The 21,677-nt window shown below is 73.9% G+C and carries 21 protein-coding genes and 1 pseudogene; 18 read left to right on the forward strand and 4 right to left on the reverse strand.

Annotated features, from left to right (window positions below):
• The first annotated feature begins 29 nt into the window (after positions 1-29).
• Entirely contained in the window at positions 30-728 is a 699-nt protein-coding gene (locus ACP7CD_RS05500; protein ID WP_426119330.1) for a type 1 glutamine amidotransferase domain-containing protein, read from the forward strand.
• Positions 729-771: 43 nt separating this feature from the next.
• Here the strand turns inward: ACP7CD_RS05500 and ACP7CD_RS05505 are convergent, their stop codons facing one another.
• Positions 772-975, reverse strand: coding sequence for a hypothetical protein (locus ACP7CD_RS05505; protein WP_426119332.1), 204 nt, complete (start codon positions 973-975; stop codon positions 772-774).
• 187 nt (positions 976-1,162) lie between these two features.
• On the opposite strand from ACP7CD_RS05505, the gene ACP7CD_RS05510 reads away from it, so the two are divergent.
• Positions 1,163-1,906, forward strand: a complete 744-nt coding sequence (locus ACP7CD_RS05510) for an MBL fold metallo-hydrolase (protein WP_426119334.1) — start codon at positions 1,163-1,165, stop codon at positions 1,904-1,906.
• 154 nt (positions 1,907-2,060) lie between these two features.
• A complete protein-coding gene (locus ACP7CD_RS05515; protein ID WP_426119336.1) occupies positions 2,061-3,068 on the forward strand; it encodes a zinc-dependent alcohol dehydrogenase family protein in 1,008 nt (335 codons plus the stop codon).
• 43 nt (positions 3,069-3,111) lie between these two features.
• Here the strand turns inward: ACP7CD_RS05515 and ACP7CD_RS05520 are convergent, their stop codons facing one another.
• Positions 3,112-4,245, reverse strand: a complete 1,134-nt coding sequence (locus tag ACP7CD_RS05520) for a CAP domain-containing protein (RefSeq protein ID WP_426119338.1) — start codon at positions 4,243-4,245, stop codon at positions 3,112-3,114.
• Between the two features lie 364 nt (positions 4,246-4,609).
• Between ACP7CD_RS05520 and ACP7CD_RS05525 the strand changes: the two genes are divergently transcribed.
• From ACP7CD_RS05525 to ACP7CD_RS05535, 3 genes and pseudogenes are all read left to right on the forward strand, one after another.
• The gene (locus ACP7CD_RS05525; RefSeq protein ID WP_017833810.1) at positions 4,610-5,044 is read left to right on the forward strand and encodes a hypothetical protein; all 435 of its coding nucleotides are present in this window, start codon (positions 4,610-4,612) and stop codon (positions 5,042-5,044) included.
• A 38-nt stretch (positions 5,045-5,082) separates the two neighbouring features.
• Entirely contained in the window at positions 5,083-6,420 is a 1,338-nt protein-coding gene (locus ACP7CD_RS05530; RefSeq protein WP_109244324.1) for a M20/M25/M40 family metallo-hydrolase, read from the forward strand.
• A gap of 409 nt (positions 6,421-6,829) precedes the next feature.
• Positions 6,830-7,468: pseudogene (locus tag ACP7CD_RS05535) on the forward strand (acyl-CoA dehydrogenase family protein); the annotation flags it as partial.
• A 315-nt stretch (positions 7,469-7,783) separates the two neighbouring features.
• Here the strand turns inward: ACP7CD_RS05535 and ACP7CD_RS05540 are convergent.
• A complete protein-coding gene (locus tag ACP7CD_RS05540) occupies positions 7,784-8,017 on the reverse strand; it encodes a DUF5703 family protein (protein ID WP_035923920.1) in 234 nt (77 codons plus the stop codon).
• Between the two features lie 40 nt (positions 8,018-8,057).
• Here ACP7CD_RS05540 and ACP7CD_RS05545 point away from each other — a divergent pair, with 40 nt between their 5' ends.
• The 3 genes from ACP7CD_RS05545 (at position 8,058) to mshC (ending at position 10,761) form a co-directional block, all read left to right on the forward strand.
• Entirely contained in the window at positions 8,058-8,438 is a 381-nt protein-coding gene (locus ACP7CD_RS05545; protein WP_181821094.1) for a primosomal protein, read from the forward strand.
• A 111-nt stretch (positions 8,439-8,549) separates the two neighbouring features.
• On the forward strand, positions 8,550-9,380 hold the full coding sequence (locus ACP7CD_RS05550; RefSeq protein WP_017833502.1) for an undecaprenyl-diphosphate phosphatase: 831 nt from the start codon (positions 8,550-8,552) through the stop codon (positions 9,378-9,380).
• Positions 9,381-9,477: 97 nt separating this feature from the next.
• The gene (mshC, locus tag ACP7CD_RS05555; protein ID WP_017833503.1) at positions 9,478-10,761 is read left to right on the forward strand and encodes a cysteine--1-D-myo-inosityl 2-amino-2-deoxy-alpha-D-glucopyranoside ligase; all 1,284 of its coding nucleotides are present in this window, start codon (positions 9,478-9,480) and stop codon (positions 10,759-10,761) included.
• Positions 10,762-10,891: 130 nt separating this feature from the next.
• On the opposite strand, the gene ACP7CD_RS05560 is transcribed toward mshC, so the two are convergent.
• Positions 10,892-11,800 carry a PAC2 family protein gene (locus ACP7CD_RS05560; protein WP_109244326.1) on the reverse strand — a complete coding sequence of 303 codons (909 nt, stop codon included), beginning with the start codon at positions 11,798-11,800 and terminating at the stop codon, positions 10,892-10,894.
• 74 nt (positions 11,801-11,874) lie between these two features.
• Here ACP7CD_RS05560 and ACP7CD_RS05565 point away from each other — a divergent pair, with 74 nt between their 5' ends.
• The 9 genes from ACP7CD_RS05565 (at position 11,875) to ACP7CD_RS05605 (ending at position 21,667) form a co-directional block, all read left to right on the forward strand.
• Positions 11,875-12,585, forward strand: a complete 711-nt coding sequence (locus ACP7CD_RS05565; RefSeq protein WP_017833505.1) for an HAD family hydrolase — start codon at positions 11,875-11,877, stop codon at positions 12,583-12,585.
• Positions 12,582-13,715 (forward strand): site-2 protease family protein, encoded by a 1,134-nt coding sequence (locus ACP7CD_RS05570; RefSeq protein WP_426119342.1) that lies wholly within the window; start codon positions 12,582-12,584, stop codon positions 13,713-13,715. Before ACP7CD_RS05565 ends, ACP7CD_RS05570 begins: the two co-directional genes overlap by 4 nt.
• A gap of 126 nt (positions 13,716-13,841) precedes the next feature.
• Entirely contained in the window at positions 13,842-14,969 is a 1,128-nt protein-coding gene (locus tag ACP7CD_RS05575; protein ID WP_426119344.1) for a tRNA (adenine-N1)-methyltransferase, read from the forward strand.
• Complete coding sequence (arc, locus tag ACP7CD_RS05580; protein ID WP_017833508.1) at positions 14,966-16,768, forward strand: proteasome ATPase; 1,803 nt, start codon at positions 14,966-14,968, stop codon at positions 16,766-16,768. The genes ACP7CD_RS05575 and arc overlap by 4 nt, the downstream gene beginning before the upstream one ends.
• On the forward strand, positions 16,765-18,402 hold the full coding sequence (dop, locus tag ACP7CD_RS05585; protein WP_426119347.1) for a depupylase/deamidase Dop: 1,638 nt from the start codon (positions 16,765-16,767) through the stop codon (positions 18,400-18,402). The genes arc and dop overlap by 4 nt, the downstream gene beginning before the upstream one ends.
• A gap of 35 nt (positions 18,403-18,437) precedes the next feature.
• Entirely contained in the window at positions 18,438-18,647 is a 210-nt protein-coding gene (locus ACP7CD_RS05590) for a ubiquitin-like protein Pup (RefSeq protein ID WP_109222713.1), read from the forward strand.
• A gap of 5 nt (positions 18,648-18,652) precedes the next feature.
• Positions 18,653-20,098 (forward strand): Pup--protein ligase, encoded by a 1,446-nt coding sequence (pafA, locus tag ACP7CD_RS05595; RefSeq protein WP_109222712.1) that lies wholly within the window; start codon positions 18,653-18,655, stop codon positions 20,096-20,098.
• A gap of 124 nt (positions 20,099-20,222) precedes the next feature.
• Positions 20,223-21,182 (forward strand): FKBP-type peptidyl-prolyl cis-trans isomerase, encoded by a 960-nt coding sequence (locus ACP7CD_RS05600; protein ID WP_109244332.1) that lies wholly within the window; start codon positions 20,223-20,225, stop codon positions 21,180-21,182.
• Positions 21,183-21,271: 89 nt separating this feature from the next.
• Positions 21,272-21,667 carry an FKBP-type peptidyl-prolyl cis-trans isomerase gene (locus ACP7CD_RS05605; protein ID WP_017833513.1) on the forward strand — a complete coding sequence of 132 codons (396 nt, stop codon included), beginning with the start codon at positions 21,272-21,274 and terminating at the stop codon, positions 21,665-21,667.
• The last annotated feature ends 10 nt before the right edge of the window (positions 21,668-21,677 follow it).

Here is a 21,677-nt window from a genome sequence, read left to right on the forward strand (position 1 = left end):
CAGACAGCACAGCTGAGGAGCTGACCATCATGGCCCGTGTTCTGATGATCGTCTCGGCGGCCGACTCCCTCACCATGCGGGACGGCACCGAGCACCCCACCGGCTTCTGGGCGGAGGAGCTCGTCGTCGCCCACCGGGCGCTGCGCCGGGCCGGGCACACCGTCGACATCGCCACCCCCGGCGGTCGCCGGCCCACCGTGGACCGGGTCAGCCTCTCCCCGGACGTCACCGGGGGCCAGGAGCGGGCCGACGAGTTCCGCACCTACCTGGAGGAGATCGACGCCGAGCTCGCCGCCCCCCGCGTCCTGGCCGAGGCCGACGAGCACGACTACGACGCCGTGGTCCTGCCCGGCGGCCACGGTCCCATGGCGGACCTCGTCCACGACCCCTCGCTCGGCCGGATCCTGGCCTCCTCGGACCGGACCGGCCGGCTCATCGCCCCGTTCTGCCACGGCCCCGCAGCGCTGCTCAGCGCCCAGGACGACGGGACGTTCCTCTTCGCGGGCCGCAGGCTGACCGCCTTCACCAACGAGGAGGAGCTCGGCGGCGGCACCGGGGAGAACACCCCCTGGTTCCTGGAGACCGTGCTCCGGGAGAAGGGGGCCGTCGTGGAGACCGGCCCCGCGTGGTCCAGCCACGTCATCCGCGACGCCAACCTGATCACCGGTCAGAACCCCCAGTCGAGCCAGGCCGTCGCCGACGTCCTCGTGGAGGCGCTCGCCGAGTGACCCCCGGCCGCAGAGGCACCGGCGGCGGTGGGAGCCGCCTGGCTCAGGCGCTGACGGGCGTCCTCCCGGCCAGGGCGAGGCCGCGGGCGGCGACCACCGCGTCCCGGAACTCCGGGAACGTGCGGCGGACGGCGTGCCCGCCGTCGGCCGGGACGAAGGTCATGGCCCACCGGTTCCGGCGGAGCCGGTGGAAGGGCACGGCGACGATCTCCACGGTGGGCAGGGCATCGGGGCGCTGAGCGTTCACAGCGGGACCTTTCGGGGGGTTCAGGTCGGGGGAGGGCGGGGCCCGCTCCGGGGCGGACCGGGGGATCCGCGGACCGGGGCCCTGCGTGGGCCCATGGTACCGGGGGGCGCCGCCCGGCAGGGCGGATGCCTGGTCGGTGCCGGCGCCCGGCAGGTACGATCAGCACACTGATCGAGTGAGGAGACCCATGTTCACCCCCGAAGTGGCCGACGGCGTCCACCGCATCACCCACGCCCACGTCAACTGCTACCTGGTCGAGGACGAGGACGGCGTCACGCTCGTGGACGCCGGCCTGCCGAGCATGTGGCCCATGCTGCTGGCGGGACTCGAGGAGCGCGGGCGGCGCCCCGACGAGGTCAGGGCACTGGTGCTCACGCACGCGCACTTCGACCACGTGGGCTTCGCCCGGCGGGCGCAGGAGGAGTGGCGGCTGCCGGTGCACGGGCACCCTGCGGACGCGCGGCTGGCCGCCCACCCGTACCGGTACCGGCCCGAGCGCAACCGGTTCCTCTACCCCTTCACCCACCCGCGGTCCCTGCCGCTGCTCGGCCGCATGGCGGCGGCCGGGGCCCTCGCGGTCCGGGGCGTGCGGGAGCTGCGCCCGCTCGAGGCCGGGTCCGTCCTGCCGGTCCCGGGCCGGCCGGTGGTGGTCCACACCCCCGGCCACACGGACGGGCACTGCGTCCTGGACCTGCCCGGCCGGGGGACCGTGCTCAGCGGTGACGCGCTCGTGACGCTGGACCCCTACACCGGCCGGCGCGGCCCGCAGATCGTCGCCGGGGCCGCGACCCACGACTCCGCAGTGGCCCTCGCCTCCCTCGACGCGGTGGCCGCCACCGGGGCGCGCACCCTGCTGCCCGGTCACGGGGAGCGGTGGACGCAGGGCGCCGAGGCCGCGGCCCGGCACGCCCGCGCGGTGGGTGCCCACTGAGCGAGCCCGGCCGGGTCCGCGGACCGGGCCGGGAGCGGCCGTGGCCGTCGCGACCCCGCCCCACCGGGGATCCGAAGCGTGCTGATGACACTCCCGGGGGCGGCGGCTATCGTGGGCGACGACCGACGACCCCGCAGCGCCTGGAGGACCACCCGTGAAGCAACTGACCGTCTCCGCCCCCGGCGGCCTGGACCGGCTCGAGCTCGGGGAGGCACCCGACCCGGGCGCGCCGGGCCCCGGCGAGGTCCGCGTCCGCGTGCACGCCAGCTCCCTGAACTACCACGACTACCTCGTGGTCTCCGGCGGGACGCGGACCGAGGACGGGAGGATCCCGCTGGCGGACGGCGCGGGCGTCGTCGAGGTCGTGGGGGAGGGCGTCGACGACCTCGCGGAGGGTGACGCCGTGGTCTCCTGCTTCTTCCCGCTCTGGCAGGACGGCCCCCCCGTGGACGGGAACTTCCGGCGCGTCCCGGGGGACGGGCTCGACGGCTACGCCCGGGAGGCGGTGGTGCGTCCCGCCACGTGGTTCACGCGGGCCCCGGCCGGGTGGTCCCACGCCGAGGCCGCGACCATCACCACGGCCGGCGTCACCGCCTGGCGGGCGCTCGTGGTGGACGGTGGGCTCCGGGCCGGGGACGTGGTCCTGGCCCTGGGCACCGGCGGCGTCTCGGTCTACGCCACGCAGCTCGCCAAGGCCGTGGGCGCCACCGTGGTGGTTACCTCCTCCTCCGACGAGAAGCTCGAACGCGTCCGGCGGCTCGGCGCGGACCACGTCATCAACTACCGCGAGACCCCCGAGTGGGGACGCGCCGTCCAGGAGCTGACGGACGGGCGCGGCGCCGACCACGTGATCGAGGTCGGCGGCCCCGGCACCCTGGCGCAGTCGATCCGCGCCGTGCGGGTCGGCGGCCACATCTCCCTGATCGGCGTGCTCACCGGGGCGGCGGGTGACGTCCCCACGGCGATGCTCATGGCCCGCCAGGCGCGCCTCCAGGGACTGCTGGTGGGCAGCCGCCGGGACCAGGCCGACTTCGTGCGCGCGCTCGAGGCGACCGGGCTGCGGCCGGTGATCGACCGCCGCCGCCCCCTCGCCGAGGCCGCCGACGCGTTCCGGGAAATGGAGTCGGCCCGGCACTTCGGCAAGATCGTGCTCGAGCACTGAGCCCGGCCGGGTGCCCCGGGGAGCGCGCCCCGGGGCACCCGGGTCACCAGCCGGTGACCCACACCTGGCTGGTGGCCGAGGACCAGTTCACCTGGTAGCCGTTGGAGAAGCGCTGGTGGACGGTGCTCCCGTTGCGGACCTCGTCGGTGACCGGGTAGCCGTAGCCCCGCTCGAAGCCGGCGGCCCTCCAGGCGTTGCCGATGGCGCCGGTCTCGAGCACGGCGCGGGCCCCGTGGGTTGGCGTCCACAGCACCTTCGTGCGACGGCCGTCCCGGTCGAAGACCTGGTAGGACGACCCGTCGGCCAGCCGGCGCTCCTCCGTGGTCGGGAAGCCGTAGCCGTTCTCCCGCCCCGCGGCCACGAACCTCTGGCCGATGGCCGTGGGGTTCTCGACCCAGCGGGCGCCCGTGGCGGGGCTCCAGTACATCGTGGTCTTGCGCCCGTTCAGGGAGAACTCCTGGTAGACGCCTCCGGCCCGAAGCCCGCCGCGCTCCGCCGTCACGGGCTGACCGACGACCGCGGCGCCGCCCAGGGCGTGGTACTTCGCGCCGATGGCGCCGGCCACGCCGTAGCCTGCCGGGGGCTGGACGGGCGTCGTCTCATAGGTGTAGGCCGGAGCCCCGTTCACGCGCGTCGAGGCGTCCGCGGGCGCCCCGCCGTTGGCGTACCCGTAGAGGTTGACGGTGGAGAGCACCTGCCAGGGCCGCCCGGCGTTCTCGAGCCGGCCGTCCGCGTAGGTGAGGCCGATGCCGATCACCTCGTGGCGCGGGTCCTTGATCGCCTTGTCGTGGGCGGCCGAGGACTTCCACCACGCCACCAGGGCGCGCACGTCCCGGTGGTGCTCCAGGGCGATGACCTCGTTGGCGCTGGTCCAGGGCCCTGTGCGCGGGTCGGTGAGGAAGGTGGTGCTGTGCGAGAACTTCTCCTCGACGATCTGCCGGTCGGACTCCTTCTGCACCACCTGGGACAGCGTGGCGGAGTACTTGAGCGGCTTCGCGCCGAGGGACTCGCGGTAGCGGTTGATCTCGTCGAGGATCAGCTGGGCGTCGGCCTGACGCGTGGCGGCGTCCACCGCGACGATGTCCTGCGCGGCGGCGTGGGCCGCCGGACCGGCCAGCAGGGAGGTGCCGGCGAGCGTGGTGACGCCGATGCCGGCGGAGAGGGCCAAAGAGGCCATGCGGCCGTGACGGCGCGCGGGAGCGCAGCGATGTTTCGCCATGGGTGCTTCTGCTTCCTGGTCTGTCTGCACGCACGGAGGAAATGGGGGGTTCCGTGCGGCGGGGGGCTATCGTCGTCCGGCCGGACGACGAGACAGATTGGGCTGGGGAAGGCGCCCAGGGAAATGCTAGGGAATTCCCATTGCAAATAGGAAATGTGTGAAATTGTTTCGTTTATCACAGAACAATAACGACGACATCACGGAATGTACCGGACGGCCGGAATTCCCGTGGTTACAGTGAGCGGTTCTCGTCCCGTCCGCGCGGCGAACGCACCGGTGCCGGTGACGATAGGCTGGAAGCGCACGCCCGGAGAGGAGCCCGATGACCGTCCACGCCACCCGCGCCACCGGCGTCCGGGCCCCGTTGCGTCTGTGCCTCGTCCTCGCCGCCGCCGTCGGCCTGACCGGGTGCGGCCCCGACCTCGGGACGCCCGAGGGCACCACCCGGGCGTTCGTCGACGCGATGGCCGAGCGCGACTGGGACGGCGCCTGCGAGCTGCTGTCCCACGACTTCGTGCACCGGGCCACGGAGGGCAGCTCCCAGTACTGCGGGGTCCACCTCGAGCGGTGGCACCCGGACACCTCCCGCTACGAGACGCTCGCCGTCCAGGGCGAGGCCGTCGAGACCGCCGAGGGGTACCGGCTGGAGGTCGCCCCCGAGGACGCTCCCGGGGAGACTGAGGAGGTCGTCGTGGTCGAGGAGTCCGGACGCCTCGTGCTGCTGAGCTACCCCGGCCGCGACACCGCCGTCCGCTGAACCCCACCCGCCCACCAGGAACCCCAGGAAGGACCGCCATGACCGATCCTCAGACCGTTCCCGCCGCGGCGGCCGCGGCGTCGTCGCCCGAGGGCGAGACCGTCGAGATCTGCCGCAACCTCATCCGCATCGACACCTCCAACTACGGCAGCGGCGACGCCAAGGGGGAGCGGCGGGCCGCCGAGTACGTGGCCGGGCTGATCGAGGAGGTCGGTCTCGCCACGACCGTCCTGGAGTCGGCGCCCGGCCGCGCCAACGTCTTCGCCCGGATCGAGGGCACCGACCCCTCCGCCGACGCCCTGCTGGTGCACGGCCACCTCGACGTGGTGCCCGCGGTCGCCGCGGACTGGTCCGTGGACCCGTTCGGGGGCGAGATCCGGGACGGCATGATCTGGGGCCGCGGCGCCGTGGACATGAAGGACATGGACGCCATGATGATCTCGGTGCTGCGCCACATGGTGCGCACCGGGGACCGGCCGCGGCGGGACATCGTCTTCGGCTTCTTCGCCGACGAGGAGGCCGGCATGGTGTACGGCTCCCACTGGATCGCGGAGCACCACCGCGGTCTCTTCGACGGCGTCACCGACGCCATCAGCGAGGTCGGCGGGTACTCGGCCACCATCGGCGGCCGGCGGGCCTACCTGCTGCAGACGGCGGAGAAGGGCCTCATGTGGCTGCGCCTCAACGCGCAGGGCACGGCCGGGCACGGCTCCCAGATCAACGACGACAACCCGGTCACCCGGCTCTCGAGGGCGCTGACCAACATCGGCGAGCACCAGTGGCCCGTGGAGCTCACCAAGACCACCCGGGCGTTCCTGGACTCGGTCACCGAGCTGACGGGCGTGGAGTTCGACCCCCAGAACCCCCAGCGGCTGCTCGCCGAGCTCGGCTCCGTGGCACGGTTCGTGGGCGCGACCCTGCAGACCACCGCGAACCCGACGATGCTCGAGGCGGGCTACAAGGTCAACGTCATCCCCGGCTCCGCCCAGGCGGGGCTGGACGTGCGCTACCTGCCGGGCCAGCGCGAGATCGTGCTGGCGAAGCTCGCGGAGCTCGCCGGGGACGGGGTGTCCTTCGAGTTCGAGTCGGACGACATCGCCCTCGAGGTGCCGTTCTCCGGCACCGTGGTCGACGCCATGGTCGACGCACTGCACGCCGAGGACCCCGAGGCGGTCGTGCTGCCGTACATGCTCTCCGGCGGGACCGACAACAAGTCCCTGGACCCGCTCGGCATCACCGGCTACGGGTTCGTGCCGCTGCGCCTGCCCGACGAGCTCGACTTCCCGTCCATGTTCCACGGCGTGGACGAGCGCGTGCCCACGGACTCCCTGGAGTTCGGCTCCCGCGTGCTGCACCGGCTGCTGACCCGGTACTGACCGGCCACCGGCCCCTCCCGCCCCGGTCCGCCCGACCGCCGGAGCACCCACGACCCCGACGACCGCCGACAGGAGCGAGATGCACCCCGCCACCGGACCGCAGCCCGCGACCGCACGACCCGCACCCGCATCTGCCGGAGCCGAGGTGCCCGAGGACCGGGCGGCCGGGGACCTGGTGCCCGAGACCCTGCTCCCGGAGGACCTGCTGGCGACGTTCCGCGAGCGCGCCGCCGGCTACGACCGGGAGAACCGGTTCTTCGACGAGGACTTCGCGGACCTGGTGCGGATCGGCTATCCGCTGATGCTGGTGCCGCGGGACCGGGGCGGCCTCGGGTTCACGCTGCAGCAGGCGGTCGCCGCGCAGCGGCGGCTCGCGGCGGCCGCCCCCGCCACGGCGCTGGGCATCAATATGCACCACGTCCTGGTGGGCGTGGCGCACACCCTGCGCCTGCGCGGGGACGCCCGGGCCGAGCGGATCTTCGAGCTGGCCGCGGCCGGGGAGATCTTCGCCTTCGGCATCTCCGAGGCGGGCAACGACTCCGTGCTCTTCGACTCCGACACCACCGCGGTGGCCGTGGCGGACGGCTACCGGATCACGGGCACGAAGATCTTCACCTCGCTGTCCCCCGTGTGGACCCGGCTGATCGTCCACGCCCGCGACGACGCCGAGGAGGGCACGCCGCTGGTGTTCGGCCTCCTGGACCGGGCGGCGGAGGGCATCGAGGTCCTCGACGACTGGGACACCATGGGCATGCGAGCCTCGCAGTCCCGGACCACGGTGCTGCGCTCGGTGCCGATGCCCGCGGAGCAGGTGCTCACCCGCACCCCGGTGGGCCCGAACCCGGACCCGGTGGTGTGGGGCGTCTTCGGCTGCTTCGAGCTGCTGCTGGCCGCCGTCTACACCGGGATCGCGGACCGTGCGGTGGAGCTGGCCGTGGAGATCGCCGGCACCCGGCGGTCCCGCGGCGGGGGAGCGCCCCGTGCCGAGCGCCCCGACGTCCGCCGGCGGATCGCCGAGGCCGCGCTGCTGCGGGACGGGGTGGAGCTGCAGCTGCTCCGGCTGGCCGCGGACGTGGACGCCCTCGGCACCGCCGGCGCCCGGACCACGGTCCCCGCTGGTTCCTGCTGTTCTCCGGGGTCAAGCACCGGGCCACCGAGGCGGCCCGCGGCGTCGTCGACCTCGCGATGCGCAGCTCGGGCGGGGCCCAGTACTCCCGGGGCGGGGAGCTGGAGCGGCTGTACCGGGACGTGCTCGCCGGGATCTACCACCCGTCCGACGACGAGTCCGTGCACGCGGCCGTGGCCAAGGCGCTGCTGGGCCCGATCGGGGGCTGAGCCCCGCCGGCAGGGGTGGGTCCCGGGCTCAGACGGTGCGCTCCACGCGCATCACCCGGCGGCGCAGCCAGTACTTGCGGGTCCCGCCGTAGAGCAGCACGGAACGGGTCAGCTCCCACTTGCCGTACTCGGCGTGCTCGCTGAGCCGGGCCCGCGCGTCGCCGAGCGGTTCGTGCGGCGCCACGGTCAGCAGGAGGTACTCGTAGCGCTGGTCGGCGTCCCTCGTGAGGGTGGCCGAGCTGGTCCGGACTTGTTCTCTCATCGGTCCCCATTCTGCACGGAATAGCGCTAACGTCTACTCCATGAGCAATGACCCTCGTGCCGCGTTGCAGGCCCTCGTGAGCGCCTTCGAAGAACACCTCGTCGCCGCGTCCAACCGGCGCAGCGACGACGACCCGGCCGTCGACGGCGCCTACATCGCCATCGCCGACGCCTTCGACGCCTACGAGGAGGCGCTCTACGACGCCTACGACGAGGTCACCCCGCTGACCGTCTTCGCGGAGGAGGACGACTCGGACGACGACTCCGACGACGACTCCGACGACGACGACGACTCCGACGAGGACGACTCGGAGGACGACGAGGAGCTCCTGGAGGACAACGAGATGCTCGACGAGGACCTCGTCGACGAGGAGGACTACGAGGACCTCGACGACGCCGACGGGGCGCGCTCCGCCCGCTGAGCCCCGTCCCCCGCACCGCACCCGCAGGAACGGCCCGCACGGCGGGCCGTTCCTGCCGCGTCCGGGCCTGTCCCGCCGTCCCCGGCGCGGAGCGTGCCGTAGGGTGGCCGGGTGAATTGGATCGAAACCATCATTCTCGGCCTCGTCCAGGGCCTGACCGAGTTCCTCCCCGTGTCCTCCTCGGCGCACCTGCGCATCGTGGGCGAGCTGCTGCCCAACAGCGCCGACCCCGGCGCCGCGTTCACGGCCATCACGCAGCTGGGCACCGAGACCGCCGTGATCATCTACTTCTGGCGGGACATCGTCCGGATCCTCAAGCAGTGGACCCTGTCCCTGGTGGGCCGCGTGGAGCGCTCGGACCCCGACGCCCGGATGGGGTGGCTGATCATCCTGGGCTCCCTGCCCATCGGCGTGCTGGGGCTGCTGCTGGAGGACTACATCGACACGGAGTTCCGCTCCCTGTGGATCACGGCCACGATGCTGGTGGTCTTCGGTGTGATCCTTGCGGTCGCGGACCGGGTGGGCCGGCAGGCCCGGCACCTGGACGACCTCACCGTCAAGCACGGCGTGCTCTTCGGGCTGGCGCAGGCGCTGGCCCTGATCCCGGGGGTCTCGCGGTCCGGCGGCACGATCACGGCGGGACTGCTGATGGGCTACACGCGCGAGGCCGCGGCCCGCTACGCGTTCCTGCTGGCCATCCCCGCGGTGTTCGCCTCGGGACTGTACAAGCTGGCGCAGTCCGTGGGGCAGCCGCAGGCGGGGCCCTACGGCATGACCGAGACCCTCGTGGCCACGGGCATCGCGTTCGTGGTGGCGTACGTGATCATCGGCTGGTTCATGCACTACATCTCCAACCGCAGCTACACGATCTTCGTCTGGTACCGCATCGCCCTGGGCCTGGCCATCTTCGTGCTCCTGGGCCTCGGGGTGATCAGCGCCTGAGCCCTGCGTCACCTCCGGATCGGGGGCGGCGGCCGGTCCGGTAGGTTGGGTGAGGCCCCGCGGCCGTCGTCCGATCCCCGAACCACCCGAGGTGAGCATGAAAGCCTGGTCCGCCCGACCCGTTCCCGACCTCCCTGGCGAGGCGGCCCTGCCCGTCGTGCAGGACACCCGGCTGCGGCGGCGGGTGGAGCTGCCCCGGCAGGAGCGGGCGAGCCTCTACGTGTGCGGGATCACCCCGTACGACGCCACCCACATGGGGCACGCCGCCACGTACGTGGCCTTCGACCTGCTGCACCGCGCCTGGCTGGACGCGGGGACCCCGGTGGACTACGTGCAGAACGTCACCGACGTGGACGACCCGCTGCTCGAGCGGGCCGCGGCCACCGGCGTGGACTGGCGTGACCTGGCCGCCGAGCAGACCGAGCTCTTCCGCACCGACATGAGCGCGCTCAACGTCCTCCCGCCCCAGCACTACGTGGGCGCGACCGAGGCCGTCGGCTGGATCGTGCCGGCCGTCGAGCGCCTCGTGGCCCGCGACCTCGCCTACCGGGTGGCGGGCCGGGACGGCGAGCCGGACGGGGACGTCTACTTCGACGTCGAGGCCGCGGGCGCGCTGCCCACCGACGACGACGACGCGTGGGTGCTCGGCGACGTCTCCCACCTGACCCCCGAGCAGATGCTGCCGCTGTTCGCCGAGCGCGGCGGGGACCCCGAGCGCCCGGGCAAGCGGCACCGGCTGGACCCGCTGCTGTGGCGCGCGGAGCGCCCCGGGGAGCCCGCCTGGGACGGCTCGTCGCTGGGCCCGGGTCGGCCCGGCTGGCACATCGAGTGCTCGCTCATCGCCCTGGAGCACCTGCCCGCCCCGTTCACCGTCCAGGGCGGCGGCTCGGACCTCGTCTTCCCGCACCACGAGATGGGCGCCGGCCACTGCTGGGCGCTGACCGGCAGGCCCATGGCCCGGCACTTCCTGCACACCGGGATGGTCGGCCTCGACGGGGAGAAGATGTCCAAGTCCAAGGGCAATCTGGTGCTCGTCTCCGCGCTGCGGGCCCAGGGGGTCGATCCCGCCGTGATCCGCACCGCGATCCTCGCCCACCGCTACACCGACGACTGGTTCTGGACCGACCTCGTGCTGGCCGGCGCCGTCGCCCGCGTGGACGCGTGGCGCCGCGCCCTGGCCGTGGCCCCGGAGGGCAGCGCGGCCCCGCTGCTGGAGGCCGTGCGCACCGCCCTGTCCGACGACCTGGACGCCCCCGCGGCGCTGGCGGCGCTGGACGCGTGGGCCGCCGACGCCCTGACCACCGGGACCCCGGGGTCCTGCGGGGCGGACGCCCGGCTGGTCCGGGACCTGGTGGACGCCCGGCTCGGCATCGAGCTCTGAGCCCGCCGGCGGGCCCGGTCCCGCCGGACGGCGCAGGAACGACACGGCGCAGGAACGACGGAGGGGCGGCACCCGGGACCGGGTGCCGCCCCTCCGTCGTCCGGTCCCCGTCACCGGGCGCCGGCGGCGCTCACTTCTCGTCGCGGCGGCGGCGCAGGTAGCGCTCGAACTCCTTGGCGATCGCGTCCCCGGTGGCCTCGGGCAGGTCCGTGGTGTCCTTGGCCTCCTCGAGCTGCTGGACGTAGGCGGCGATCTCCGGGTCGTCGGAGGCCAGCTCGTTGACCCCGCGCTCCCACGCCTCGGCGTCCTCGGCGATGGCGTCCAGCGGCAGCGTGATGCTGAGCAGCTCCTCGAGCTCCCGCAGCAGGGCCAGCTCGGCCTTCGGGGAGGGGGACTGCGCCACGTAGTGGGGCACCGCCGCCCACAGGCTGACCGTGGGGAACCCGCCCAGGGAGGCCATGTGGGAGAGCAGCCCCACGATCCCGGTGGGACCCTCGTACTGGGAGGAGTCGATGCCCAGCTCGTCCTGGAGCTCTGCGGTGTCCGAGGTCTTGGTCACCGGGATGGGCCGGGTGTGCGGCACGTCCGCGAGCAGCGCCCCGACCATCACCACGAAGTCGACGTCGAGCAGGGTCGCCTGCTCGAGCAGCTCCGCGGTGAAGGAGCGCCACCGGTAGGAGGGCTCCCAGCCGTGCAGCAGCACGAGGTCGAGGTTCGTGCCGGGCACGGTGGCGGTGGAGAGCCGGGTCGTGGGCCAGACGATCTTCACGTCGCCGGTCGCCCCCCGCCGCACGAGGGGCCGGGAGAACTGGTAGTCGTAGTAGTCGTCCGACGTCACCTCGAAGACGTCCTTCGCCCCGTAGTGCGCGGCCAGGAACTGCACGGCGTCCGTGGCGGCGTCCCCGGCGTCGTTCCACCCCTCGAACGCGGCCACCAGCACGGTCACGCGCTCCTGGTCACCGTCCTCGCGGACCACGCCGAACGGCCCCGCCTGGGGGCGGGGGAACGTCTCGTCGAAGTTGTTGCTCACAGAACCCACACTACGCGCCGGGACATCGACGGCAAGAGGCCCCGGCACGAGGAGCCCGTGTTGCGGCCACTACGATGGAGGCCATGTCCAGCCTCCCGTCCGCGTCCCCCGACGACCTCCTGCCCACCGCCGTGCTGTTCGACATGGACGGGACCCTGGTGGACACCGAGCCGTACTGGATCGAGGCCGAGATCGAGCTCGTCCGCTCCCACGGGGGCACCTGGACCGAGGCCGACGCCCTGGCCATGGTCGGCACCGGGCTGGAGGACGCCGCCGCCGTGTTCCAGCGTCAGGGGGTGCGCTTAGGTGTCCGGGAGATCGTCGACCGGCTCATCGGCCGGGTCGCGGCCCGCACCCGGGAGCGGGTCGTCTACAAGGAGGGGGCGCCGGAGCTGGTCGCCGCCCTGCGCGAGCGCGGCGTGCCCCTGGCCCTGGTCACCAGCAGCGAGGCACCCCTGGCCGAGGTCGTCCTCGACGCCTTCGGCGGCCCGGGCGTCTTCGACGTCGTCGTCACCGGCGACCTCGGCCACCCGGCGAAGCCGGCCCCCGACCCCTACCGGATCGGCGCCGCCGGTCTCGCCGAGCGCGCCGGCCGGCCGCTGGCGCGCGCCGGCATGGTGGCCGTCGAGGACTCCCGCACGGGCATCCGCTCCGCGACCGCCGCGGGAATCTTCACCGTGGGCGTGCCCAACATGGTCCCGCTCGACGACGCCGGCGCCGACCTCGTGCTGCCGAGCCTCGCCGGCGTGGGCCCCGAGGACCTCGGCCGCATCGTGGCCGGGGCCCGCGCGTGAGCCGCCCCCGCAGCGAGGGCATCCCCCTGGGCCGGATCGGCGGGGTCCCCATCACGCTCTCCTGGTCCTGGTTCGTGATCGCCGCGGTCACCGTGCTCCTCTACACCCCCGTGCTGATGACCGCCTACCCGCGGCTCGGCGCGCTCAACTACGCCGCGTCCCTGGGCTTCGCCCTGACCCTGGCCCTGTCCGTGCTGCTGCACGAACTGGCCCACGCCTGGACGGGCCGGGCCTTCGGCTGGCCCACCGGCCGGATCGTGCTCAGCCTGCTCGGCGGCCACACCCACTTCGGGGACGTGCGCAGCACCCCGCTGGCCTCCGCCGCGGTCTCGCTGGCCGGACCGGCCGTGAACCTCGCGCTCGGCCTGGCCGGCTGGACGCTGCTGCGCACCGGGGAGCCGTCGCCCACGCTCGGCTGGGTGCTGCTCGACCTCACCACGTGGGCGAACCTCATCGTCGGCGTCTTCAACGTGCTGCCGGGCCTGCCCCTGGACGGTGGCCGCGTGGTGGAGGCCCTGGTCTGGGCGGTCACCGGCCGGGAGCACCACGGCACGGTGGTGGCCGCCTGGACGGGCCGGCTGCTCGCCGTGGGCCTCGTCGTCGGGGCCGGGGTCACGGGCCTGTGGAACCAGCCCGTCGCCCTCGTGCTCGTCGTCCTCATCGCCGGCTTCATGTGGCAGGGCGCCGGGGCGTCCCTGCGCGGGGCGGCGGTCCTGTCCCGCGTGCACGGCGTCAGCGCCGCCGCGCTGGCCGAGACCGCCGTGGCGGTGCCGGAGGGCGCCTCCCTGGCCCACACCGACCGGCTGGTCACCGACCACCTCGCCCGTGCCGCCGCCCCGGGCGGGACGGTCCCGCACGTGCTGGCGGTCTCCCCGGACCGGCAGGTCGTCGGTCTGCTCCTGCCGGCCGCGGCCGACGCCGTGCCCCCGGCCCGGCGGGCCGAAACCCCGCTGACGTCCGTGCTCCAGCACCTGCCCGCCGACGCCGTGCTCGACGCCGGGCTGCGCGAGGAGTCCCTGCTGCGGGCCGTCGCCGCCCGGGAGTACCCCCACTACGTGGTGACGGGACCCGACGGCGCCCTCGTGGGCGTGCTGCGCACCGCCGCCCTCGAGCGCCTGCTCGCCGGCTGACGCCGGGCCCCCGCCCCGGCCCCCCGCGCCGCGGTGACACAATGGGGGAGGACCCCCGGGCCGGTGGAGCCTCCGCCGGCCCCCGCACGACCAGACCAGACCACGCCCTGCCCCGAGAGTGAGCCGATGACCGGAACCGCTGACCACACCGCCGCCCCCGCCCCCGCGTCCCCGCGGGGCGCCGCCAACCGGCGCGGGCCCTTCCGGGCCGGGGAGCGCGTGCAGCTGACCGACGAGCGCGGCCGGATGAACACGGTCACGCTCGCGGACGACGGCGAGTTCCACTCCCACCGCGGCGTGCTCAGCCACAGCGAGCTCATCGGCCGCCCGGAGGGCACCGTGGTCGAGAACTCCGCCGGGTTCCGGTACCAGGCCCTGCGCCCGCTGCTCAAGGACTTCGTACTGTCCATGCCGCGCGGCGCCGCGGTGGTCTACCCCAAGGACGCCGGCCAGATCGTCACGATGGCCGACATCTTCCCGGGCGCCCGGGTGGTCGAGGCCGGTGTCGGCTCCGGCGCGCTGTCCATCTCCCTGCTGCGCGCGGTGGGGGACGAGGGCCGGCTGCACTCCTTCGAACGGCGGGCGGAGTTCGCCGACATCGCCCGCGGCAACGTGGAGACCATGTTCGGCGGCCCGCACCCCGCGTGGCAGATCAGCATCGGGGACCTCGCCGAGGAGCTCGGCGAGCACGAGGCACCCGGCTCCGTGGACCGTGTGGTCCTCGACATGCTCGCCCCGTGGGAGTGCCTCGACGCCGTGGCCACGGCCCTGACCCCCGGCGGGGTCGTCATGTGCTACGTCGCGACCGTCACCCAGCTCTCCCGCACCGCCGAGGCGATGCGCGCCGACGGCCGCTTCACCGAGCCCGACGCCTCCGAGACCATGGTCCGCGGCTGGCACGTCGAGGGCCTGGCCGTGCGCCCGGACCACCGCATGGTCGCCCACACCGGCTTCCTGCTCTCCGCCCGCCGGCTGGCCGACGGCTCCGAGCGGCTGGCGCCCAAGCGGCGGGCCTCCAAGTCCGAGTACAGCGAGGAGGACCTGCAGGCCTGGACCCCCGTGGCCCTCGGCGAGCGGGACGTCACCGACAAGAAGCTGCGCCGCGCCGGCCGCGACGCCTTGGGCCTGGCCGAGCGCGCCGCCGGCGCGACCCCGCCGGCCGACGCCCCCGCCCGGGCCAAGACACCGGCGGCCGCTCCGGCGGACCCCGCACCCGACGCCGCGTCCGAGCAGCCCCACGAGGAGCGCCCGTGAACGAGACCTCCCCGCAGCAGACCACCGGACCGGCCGGCACCGGACCGGCGGACGCCGAGCAGACCCGCCGGGCCCTGACCAACGCCCAGCGGCAGGTCAACATCCTGCGCGACCAGAAGCGCGCCCTCGACAAGCAGCTCGCCGCCGCCGGCACCCAGAACCAGAAGCTCGTCCGGCTCCTCGACGCGACCCGCACCGAGATCGCCCAGCTCAAGCGCGCCCTCGAGAACGACCTGGTCCCGCCCCTGAGCCAGGGCACCGTGCTGCAGGTCAACCCCGGGCGCACCCCGGTCGGCGAGCAGACGGGCAGCGGTCCCGCCGTCACCGACCGCACCCTCGACGTCCTCGTGGCCGGGCGCCGCATGCGCGTGGCCCTCAGCCCGCTCGTGAGCTTCGCCGCCTGCGAACCGGGCCGCCAGGTCCTCCTCGACCAGAACTACACCGTCGGCGCCGTCCTCGACTACGAGCAGACCGGCGAGATCGCCACCGTCAAGGAGATCGTCGACCACGACCGCGTCCTCACCGTGGGACGCTCCGACGAGGAGCGCGTCCTGCTGCTCTCCGGGCTCCTGCGCCGGAGCCGCCCGGAGATCGGCGACGCGGTCTCCATCGACCACCGCACCGGCTTCGCCCTCGAGCCCATCGAGCGCTCCGACGTGGAGCAGCTCGTCCTCGAGGAGGTCCCCGCCGTCTCTTACGACGACATCGGCGGCCTCGGCCCCCAGATCGAGCAGATCCGCGACGCCGTCGAGCTGCCCTTCGTGCACCCCGAGCTCTACCGCGAGCACGGACTCACCCCGCCCAAGGGCATCCTGCTCTACGGGCCCCCGGGCAACGGCAAGACGCTCATCGCGAAGGCCGTGGCCCGCTCCCTCGCCGAGCGCGCCGCGGACCGCGCCGGGCGCGGAAAGGCCCTGGGCTACTTCCTCAACATCAAGGGCCCCGAGCTGCTGGACAAGTACGTGGGGGAGACCGAGCGCCAGATCCGCTCCATCTTCCTGCGCGCCCGCGAGCAGGCGGCCCGCGGCATCCCCGTGGTCGTGTTCTTCGACGAGATGGACTCCCTGTTCCGCACCCGCGGCTCCGGGCTGTCCTCGGACGTGGAGACCACCATCGTCCCGCAGCTGCTCACCGAGATCGACGGCGTGGAACGCCTGGACAACGTCATCGTCATCGGCGCCACGAACCGCGAGGACATGATCGACCCCGCCGTGCTGCGCCCGGGCCGGCTCGACGTGAAGATCCGCATCGACCGCCCGGACGCCGAGGGCGCCGCCGAGATCCTGCGGCTCTACGTCACCGAGGACCTGCCGCTGCGCCAGGACGAGGTCGACGCCGCCGGCTCCCGCGCCGGGGCCGTCGCCGCCCTCGTGGACGCCGCCGTGGCCCGGATGTACGAGAAGAGCCCCGGCACCCGGTTCCTGCACCTCAGCTACCGGGACGGCACCGAGGAGACCCTCTACTTCAGCGACTTCACCTCCGGGGCGGTCATCCGCAACGTGGTGGACCGGGCCAAGAAGCAGGCCATCAAGGACCTGCTCACCACCGGGGTCCGCGGCCTGGGCCGCGACCACCTGGTCCGCGCGGTGGACGAGGAGTTCCACGAGCAGCAGGACCTGCCCAACACCTCCAATCCCGAGGACTGGGCCCGCATCTCGGGGCGCCGCGGCGACACCATCACCGACCTGCGCGTGGTCCTGCACCGCGACCCGCACCCGGCCGGCCCCGGCGGGCGCCACGCCCCGGCGCCGACCGGACCGACGCCGGCCGGACCGGTCCCGGGGGAGGGGCCCGCGTGAGCGTCCGCCGCGTCATGGGCGCCGAGACCGAGTTCGGCGTGCTCGCCACCGGCAACCCGCACGCCAACGCCACCGTGCTCTCCAGCCAGGTGGTCACCACCTACGCCGCCCTCGTGCGGCGCCGCCTCGGCGCGTCCCGGACCGCCGCCGGGTGGGACTACCACGGCGAGACCCCCCTCGAGGACGCCCGCGGCTTCACCGTCCCCCGCGACCAGGCCGACCCCTCGCAGCTCACCGACGTCGCGCCCGTGCTCACGGCCGAGGAGGTCGCCGCCGAGGCCCTCCGGGAGATCGGGTCCCACGCCGAGTCCCTGGACTGGCGGCAGGTCGTGATGAACACCGTCCTGCCCAACGGCGCCCGCCTCTACGTGGACCACTCGCACCCCGAGTACTCCTCCCCGGAGGTCACCACCCCCCGCGACGCCGTCCTCTGGGACGCCGCCGGGGACCGGGTGGCCCTCGACGCGGTCCGGGCGATCGCCGCGAGCGCGGCCACGACCGGCCTCGACGTCGTGAACCTCTACAAGAACAACACCGACAACAAGTCCGTCTCCTACGGCGCCCACGAGAACTACCTCGTGCCCCGCGCCGTGCCCTTCGCCGCCCTCGCCGCCGGACTGCTGCCCTTCTTCGCCTCCCGCCAGGTGGTGTGCGGCGCCGGTCGCGTCGGCATCGGGGACCGCGGCGGGCGCCCGGGCTTCCAGATCAGCCAGCGCGCCGACTTCTTCGAGCGCGAGGTCGGCCTCGAGACCACCGTCCACCGGCCCATCGTCAACACCCGCGACGAGCCCCACGCCGAGCGCACCCGCCACCGGCGCCTGCACGTCATCATCGGCGACGCCAACCTCTCCCACACGTCGAACCTGCTGAAGTTCGGCACCACCTCCCTGGTCCTCGGCCTGATCGAGGCCGGTGCCGCCCCGGACATCGCCCTCGCCGACCCGGTGGCCGCCCTGCAGGCGATCAGCCACGACCCGGGGCTGACCACCACCGTCCTGCTCCGGGACGGCCGGCGGCTCACGGGCGTCCAGCTGCAGCGGCTCTACCTCGAGGCCGCCCGGGCGCACGAGTACGCGACCGGGGGCCCCGACCCGGACACCCGCGAGGTGCTCGAGCTGTGGGCGGAGGTCCTCGACGCCCTCGAGACGGACCCCCTGTCCCTCGCGGACCGCCTGGACTGGGTCGCCAAGCACGCCCTGCTGCTGGGCTACCGCGAGCGCGACGGCCTGGCCTGGGACGACCCGCGCCTGACGCTGATCGACCTGCAGTACGCGGACGTGCGCCCGGAGAAGGGCCTGCACCACCGGCTGGTCGCGGCCGGCCGGATGCGCACCCTCTTCACCGCCGAGGAGGTGGAGCGCGCCGCCGGCCTGCCCCCCGCCGACACCCGGGCGTGGTTCCGCGGCCGGCTGATGACCCGCTTCCCCGACGACGTCCTCACGGCCAACTGGGACTCGGTCTCGCTCACCCTGCCCGGCGTCCGCCGCGGCGCGCGGATCGCGATGCCCGAGCCGCTCGAGCTGACCCGCGAGGACGTCGACCCCCTGCTGAGCGCGGCACCCGACACCGAGCACCTCGTCCGCGCCCTCGCCACCGCCCGACCCGCCCTCGTGCACACCGGCTCCCTCGGCTGAGCACCCCGACCACCATCCCCAGGAGGAACCCCGTCATGGCCCAGGAACGCATCTTCGGCACCGGCGCCCAGCGCCGCGAGGAGTCCGAGCTCCCCGAGCCCGGAGCCCCCGCCCCCACAGCACCCACCGCCCAGTCCCAGACCACCGCGACCAGCGCCGACGACCTGCTCGCCGAGATCGACGGCGTGCTCGAGTCCAACGCCGAGGAGTTCGTGAAGGGCTTCGTCCAGAAGGGCGGCCAGTAGCCCCCATGGACCGCAGGATCTACGGGGTCGAGACCGAGTTCGGCCTCACCCACAGCGCCCCGGGCGCCCGTCCGCTCAGCCCGGAGGAGGCCGCGCGCACCCTCTTCCGCCCCGTGGTGGCCTGGGGCCGGTCCTCGAACGTGTTCCTGCCCAACGGCGGGCGCCTCTACCTGGACGTGGGCTCCCACCCCGAGTACGCCACCGCGGAGTGCGCCACGCTCGAGGACCTCGTCGCCCAGGACAAGGCCGGCGAGCTGATCGTCGACGACCTCCGGCGGCAGGCCCAGGACGCCCTGGCGGAACAGGGGGTGGGCGGGCAGCTGTACCTGTTCAAGAACAACGTGGACTCGCGCGGCAACTCCTACGGCTCGCACGAGAACTACCTGATCGCCCGGCGCACCGAGTTCGCCCGGCTCGTGCAGATCCTCATCCCGTTCCTCGTCACCCGCCAGCTGCTCGTCGGCGCCGGCAGGGTGCACCCCGCCGGGCCCGAGGACTTCGGCGCCGTCCGGATGGGCGACGACGCCGGGACGCCCAGCTACTCGTTCTCCCAGCGCGCCGACCACATCTGGGAGGGCTCCTCCTCGGCCACGACGCGCTCCCGGCCCCTCATCAACACCCGGGACGAGCCGCACGCCGACGCCGAGCACTACCGCCGGCTGCACGTCATCGTGGGCGACTCGACGATGTCCCAGACCACCACGGCGCTGCGGATCGGGACCACCGACCTCGTGCTGCGGATGATCGAGGCCGGGCAGATCCTGCCCGACCGCACCATGGCGGACCCCGTCCGGTCCCTGCGGGAGGTCTCCCACGACCTCACCGGCACCCGCCCGGTCCTGCTCGCCGACGGCACCCGCCGCTCCGCCCTGGACCTGCAGCACGAGCACCTGGAGTCCGTGCGCCGGTTCGTGGACCGCGAGGGGGCCCACCACGACCGCGTGCCGTGGGTGCTCGACCTGTGGGAGCGGGCCCTGGACGCCGTGGCCCGCCAGGACACCTCGGCGATCGACACCGAGATCGACTGGGCGATCAAGAAGAAGCTCCTCGACGGCTACGCCGCCCGCGACGGCCTGGACCTCGCCGCGCCCCGGATGGCGCAGCTGGACCTCGCCTACCACGACACCGCCCCGGAGCGGGGGCTCTTCAACCTCCTGCAGCGCCGGGGACGGGCCGCGACCTTCGTCCCCGACGAGCGCGTCCAGGAGGCCGCCCGCACCCCGCCCGCCACGCGGGCCGCCGTGCGCGGCCGGTTCATCGAGGCGGTGCTCGCGTCCGGGCACGAGTACACCGTCGACTGGGTGCACCTGAAGGTCAACGACCGCGGCCGGCGCACGGTGCTGTGCAAGGACCCGTTCGCCGTGGCGCACCCGGAGGCCGACGCCCTGATCGCCGCCCTCGGCGAGCGCGACACCGCGGGGCGGGCCCACGGGGACGCCCCCGTGGTCTGAGCCGCGCCGCGGGGGCGCCCCGTCCAGTCAACGCCCAGCGCCCTGCACTAGGCTGGCCGCCGTCCCGGCCCGAGCCGTCCGACCCCACCGCCCCCACCCGGGCCGACCTCTGAGGAAGACACCCGTGCGAAAGACCCTGACCACCTCCGGCGCCGCCCTGTCCCTGGCGCTCGTCCTCACGGGCTGCTCCGGGCCCGGCGTCGACTCCGTGGAGCTCAGCAACGAGCCGGACCCGGGCACGGCCCCGTCCGTCACGTTCGAGACCCCGCTCAACGCCGAGGAGGCCGGCGCGAAGGAGCTGCGCGAGGGCGACGGGGAGGAGCTCGCCGAGGGCGACACCATCCTCCTGCAGGCGGCGCTCTTCAAGGGCTCCGACGGCACGTCCATCGGCGAGACCTACTCCCGCGGCGCCGGCCAGGTGCTCCAGCTCGAGCAGGGCCTCCAGGAGTCGATCCCGGAGATGTACGACGCGCTCGTGGGCGCCAAGGAGGGCGCGATCATCGCGTACTCCTCCCCGGAGACCTCCGGGGCCGCCGGCGACGAGTCGACCTCCGTGGAGGTCTACGAGGTCGTCCGGAAGATCCCCACCGAGATCGAGGGCGACATGCAGGACAGCCCCAAGGGGCTGCCGGAGATCACCGAGAACGACGAGGGCGTGCCGGCCGTGGCGAAGCCGGAGGGCAGGGCCCCGAAGAAGCTCGTCTCCGAGTACCTCATCGAGGGCGACGGCGAGGAGGTCGCCGAGGGCGACACCGTCATCGCGCACTACGTGGGCGTCAAGTGGTCCGACGGCGAGACCTTCGACTCCTCCTACGAGAACGGCGCCCCCGCGTCCTTCCCGCTCGACAACGTCATCGAGGGCTGGCAGGAGGGCCTCGAGGGCAAGAAGGAGGGCTCCCGCGTGATCCTCTCCGTGCCCGTCGGCCAGGCCTACGGCACGGAGAAGGACCTGGGCGAGGACTCCGACTACCCGGCCGGCAGCCTGCTCTTCGTCGTCGACATCCTGGCGGCCGTGGACACCCCCGAGGCGCCGGCCGAGGACGAGGCCTCCGCCTCGCCGTCCCCCTCCGCGACCGAGGAGTAGCCCCCGGTCGGCTAAGGTGGCCCGGTGGGCCCCGAGGCCCCTCCGATCCCGACGACCACCCGTCGACGACCCGACGAACAGGAGCACCCATGTCCTTCGGAGAGCGCAAGCTCGACCGCAGCAAGCCCGAGATCGACTTCCCCGAGGGGGAGGCCCCGACCGAGCTCGTCAGCACCGACCTCGTGGAGGGCACCGGCGCCGAGGCGACCCCCGGCAAGCAGATCTCCTGCCACTACGTGGGCGTGACGTTCTCCGCCGGCGAGGAGTTCGACGCCTCCTGGAACCGCGGCCAGCCCCTCGACTTCACCGTGGGCATCGGCCAGGTCATCGAGGGCTGGGACAAGGGCCTGCTGGGCATGAAGGTCGGCGGCCGCCGCCGGCTGGAGATCCCCGCGGACCAGGCCTACGGCTCCAGGGGCGCCGGCGGGGTCATCGGCCCGGACGAGGCCCTGATCTTCGTGGTGGACCTCCTGGACGTGCGCTGAGGACCCACCG

The sequence above is a fragment of the Kocuria sp. LHG3120 genome (genome assembly GCF_049897445.1).
GTDB classification, from domain to species: Bacteria; Actinomycetota; Actinomycetes; order Actinomycetales; family Micrococcaceae; genus Kocuria; species Kocuria rosea.

Coding starts and splice junctions, on each gene's coding strand:
- pafA (WP_109222712.1), top strand. CDS start 18,653: ATGGACCGCAGGATCTACGGGGTCGAGACCGAGTTCGGCCTCACCCAC.
- ACP7CD_RS05590 (WP_109222713.1), top strand. CDS start 18,438: ATGGCCCAGGAACGCATCTTCGGCACCGGCGCCCAGCGCCGCGAGGAG.
- ACP7CD_RS05565 (WP_017833505.1), top strand. CDS start 11,875: ATGTCCAGCCTCCCGTCCGCGTCCCCCGACGACCTCCTGCCCACCGCC.
- ACP7CD_RS05520 (WP_426119338.1), bottom strand. CDS start 4,245: ATGGCCTCTTTGGCCCTCTCCGCCGGCATCGGCGTCACCACGCTCGCC.
- mshC (WP_017833503.1), top strand. CDS start 9,478: ATGAAAGCCTGGTCCGCCCGACCCGTTCCCGACCTCCCTGGCGAGGCG.
- ACP7CD_RS05540 (WP_035923920.1), bottom strand. CDS start 8,017: ATGAGAGAACAAGTCCGGACCAGCTCGGCCACCCTCACGAGGGACGCC.
- ACP7CD_RS05545 (WP_181821094.1), top strand. CDS start 8,058: ATGAGCAATGACCCTCGTGCCGCGTTGCAGGCCCTCGTGAGCGCCTTC.
- ACP7CD_RS05525 (WP_017833810.1), top strand. CDS start 4,610: ATGACCGTCCACGCCACCCGCGCCACCGGCGTCCGGGCCCCGTTGCGT.
- ACP7CD_RS05530 (WP_109244324.1), top strand. CDS start 5,083: ATGACCGATCCTCAGACCGTTCCCGCCGCGGCGGCCGCGGCGTCGTCG.
- ACP7CD_RS05605 (WP_017833513.1), top strand. CDS start 21,272: ATGTCCTTCGGAGAGCGCAAGCTCGACCGCAGCAAGCCCGAGATCGAC.
- ACP7CD_RS05510 (WP_426119334.1), top strand. CDS start 1,163: ATGTTCACCCCCGAAGTGGCCGACGGCGTCCACCGCATCACCCACGCC.
- ACP7CD_RS05575 (WP_426119344.1), top strand. CDS start 13,842: ATGACCGGAACCGCTGACCACACCGCCGCCCCCGCCCCCGCGTCCCCG.
- ACP7CD_RS05500 (WP_426119330.1), top strand. CDS start 30: ATGGCCCGTGTTCTGATGATCGTCTCGGCGGCCGACTCCCTCACCATG.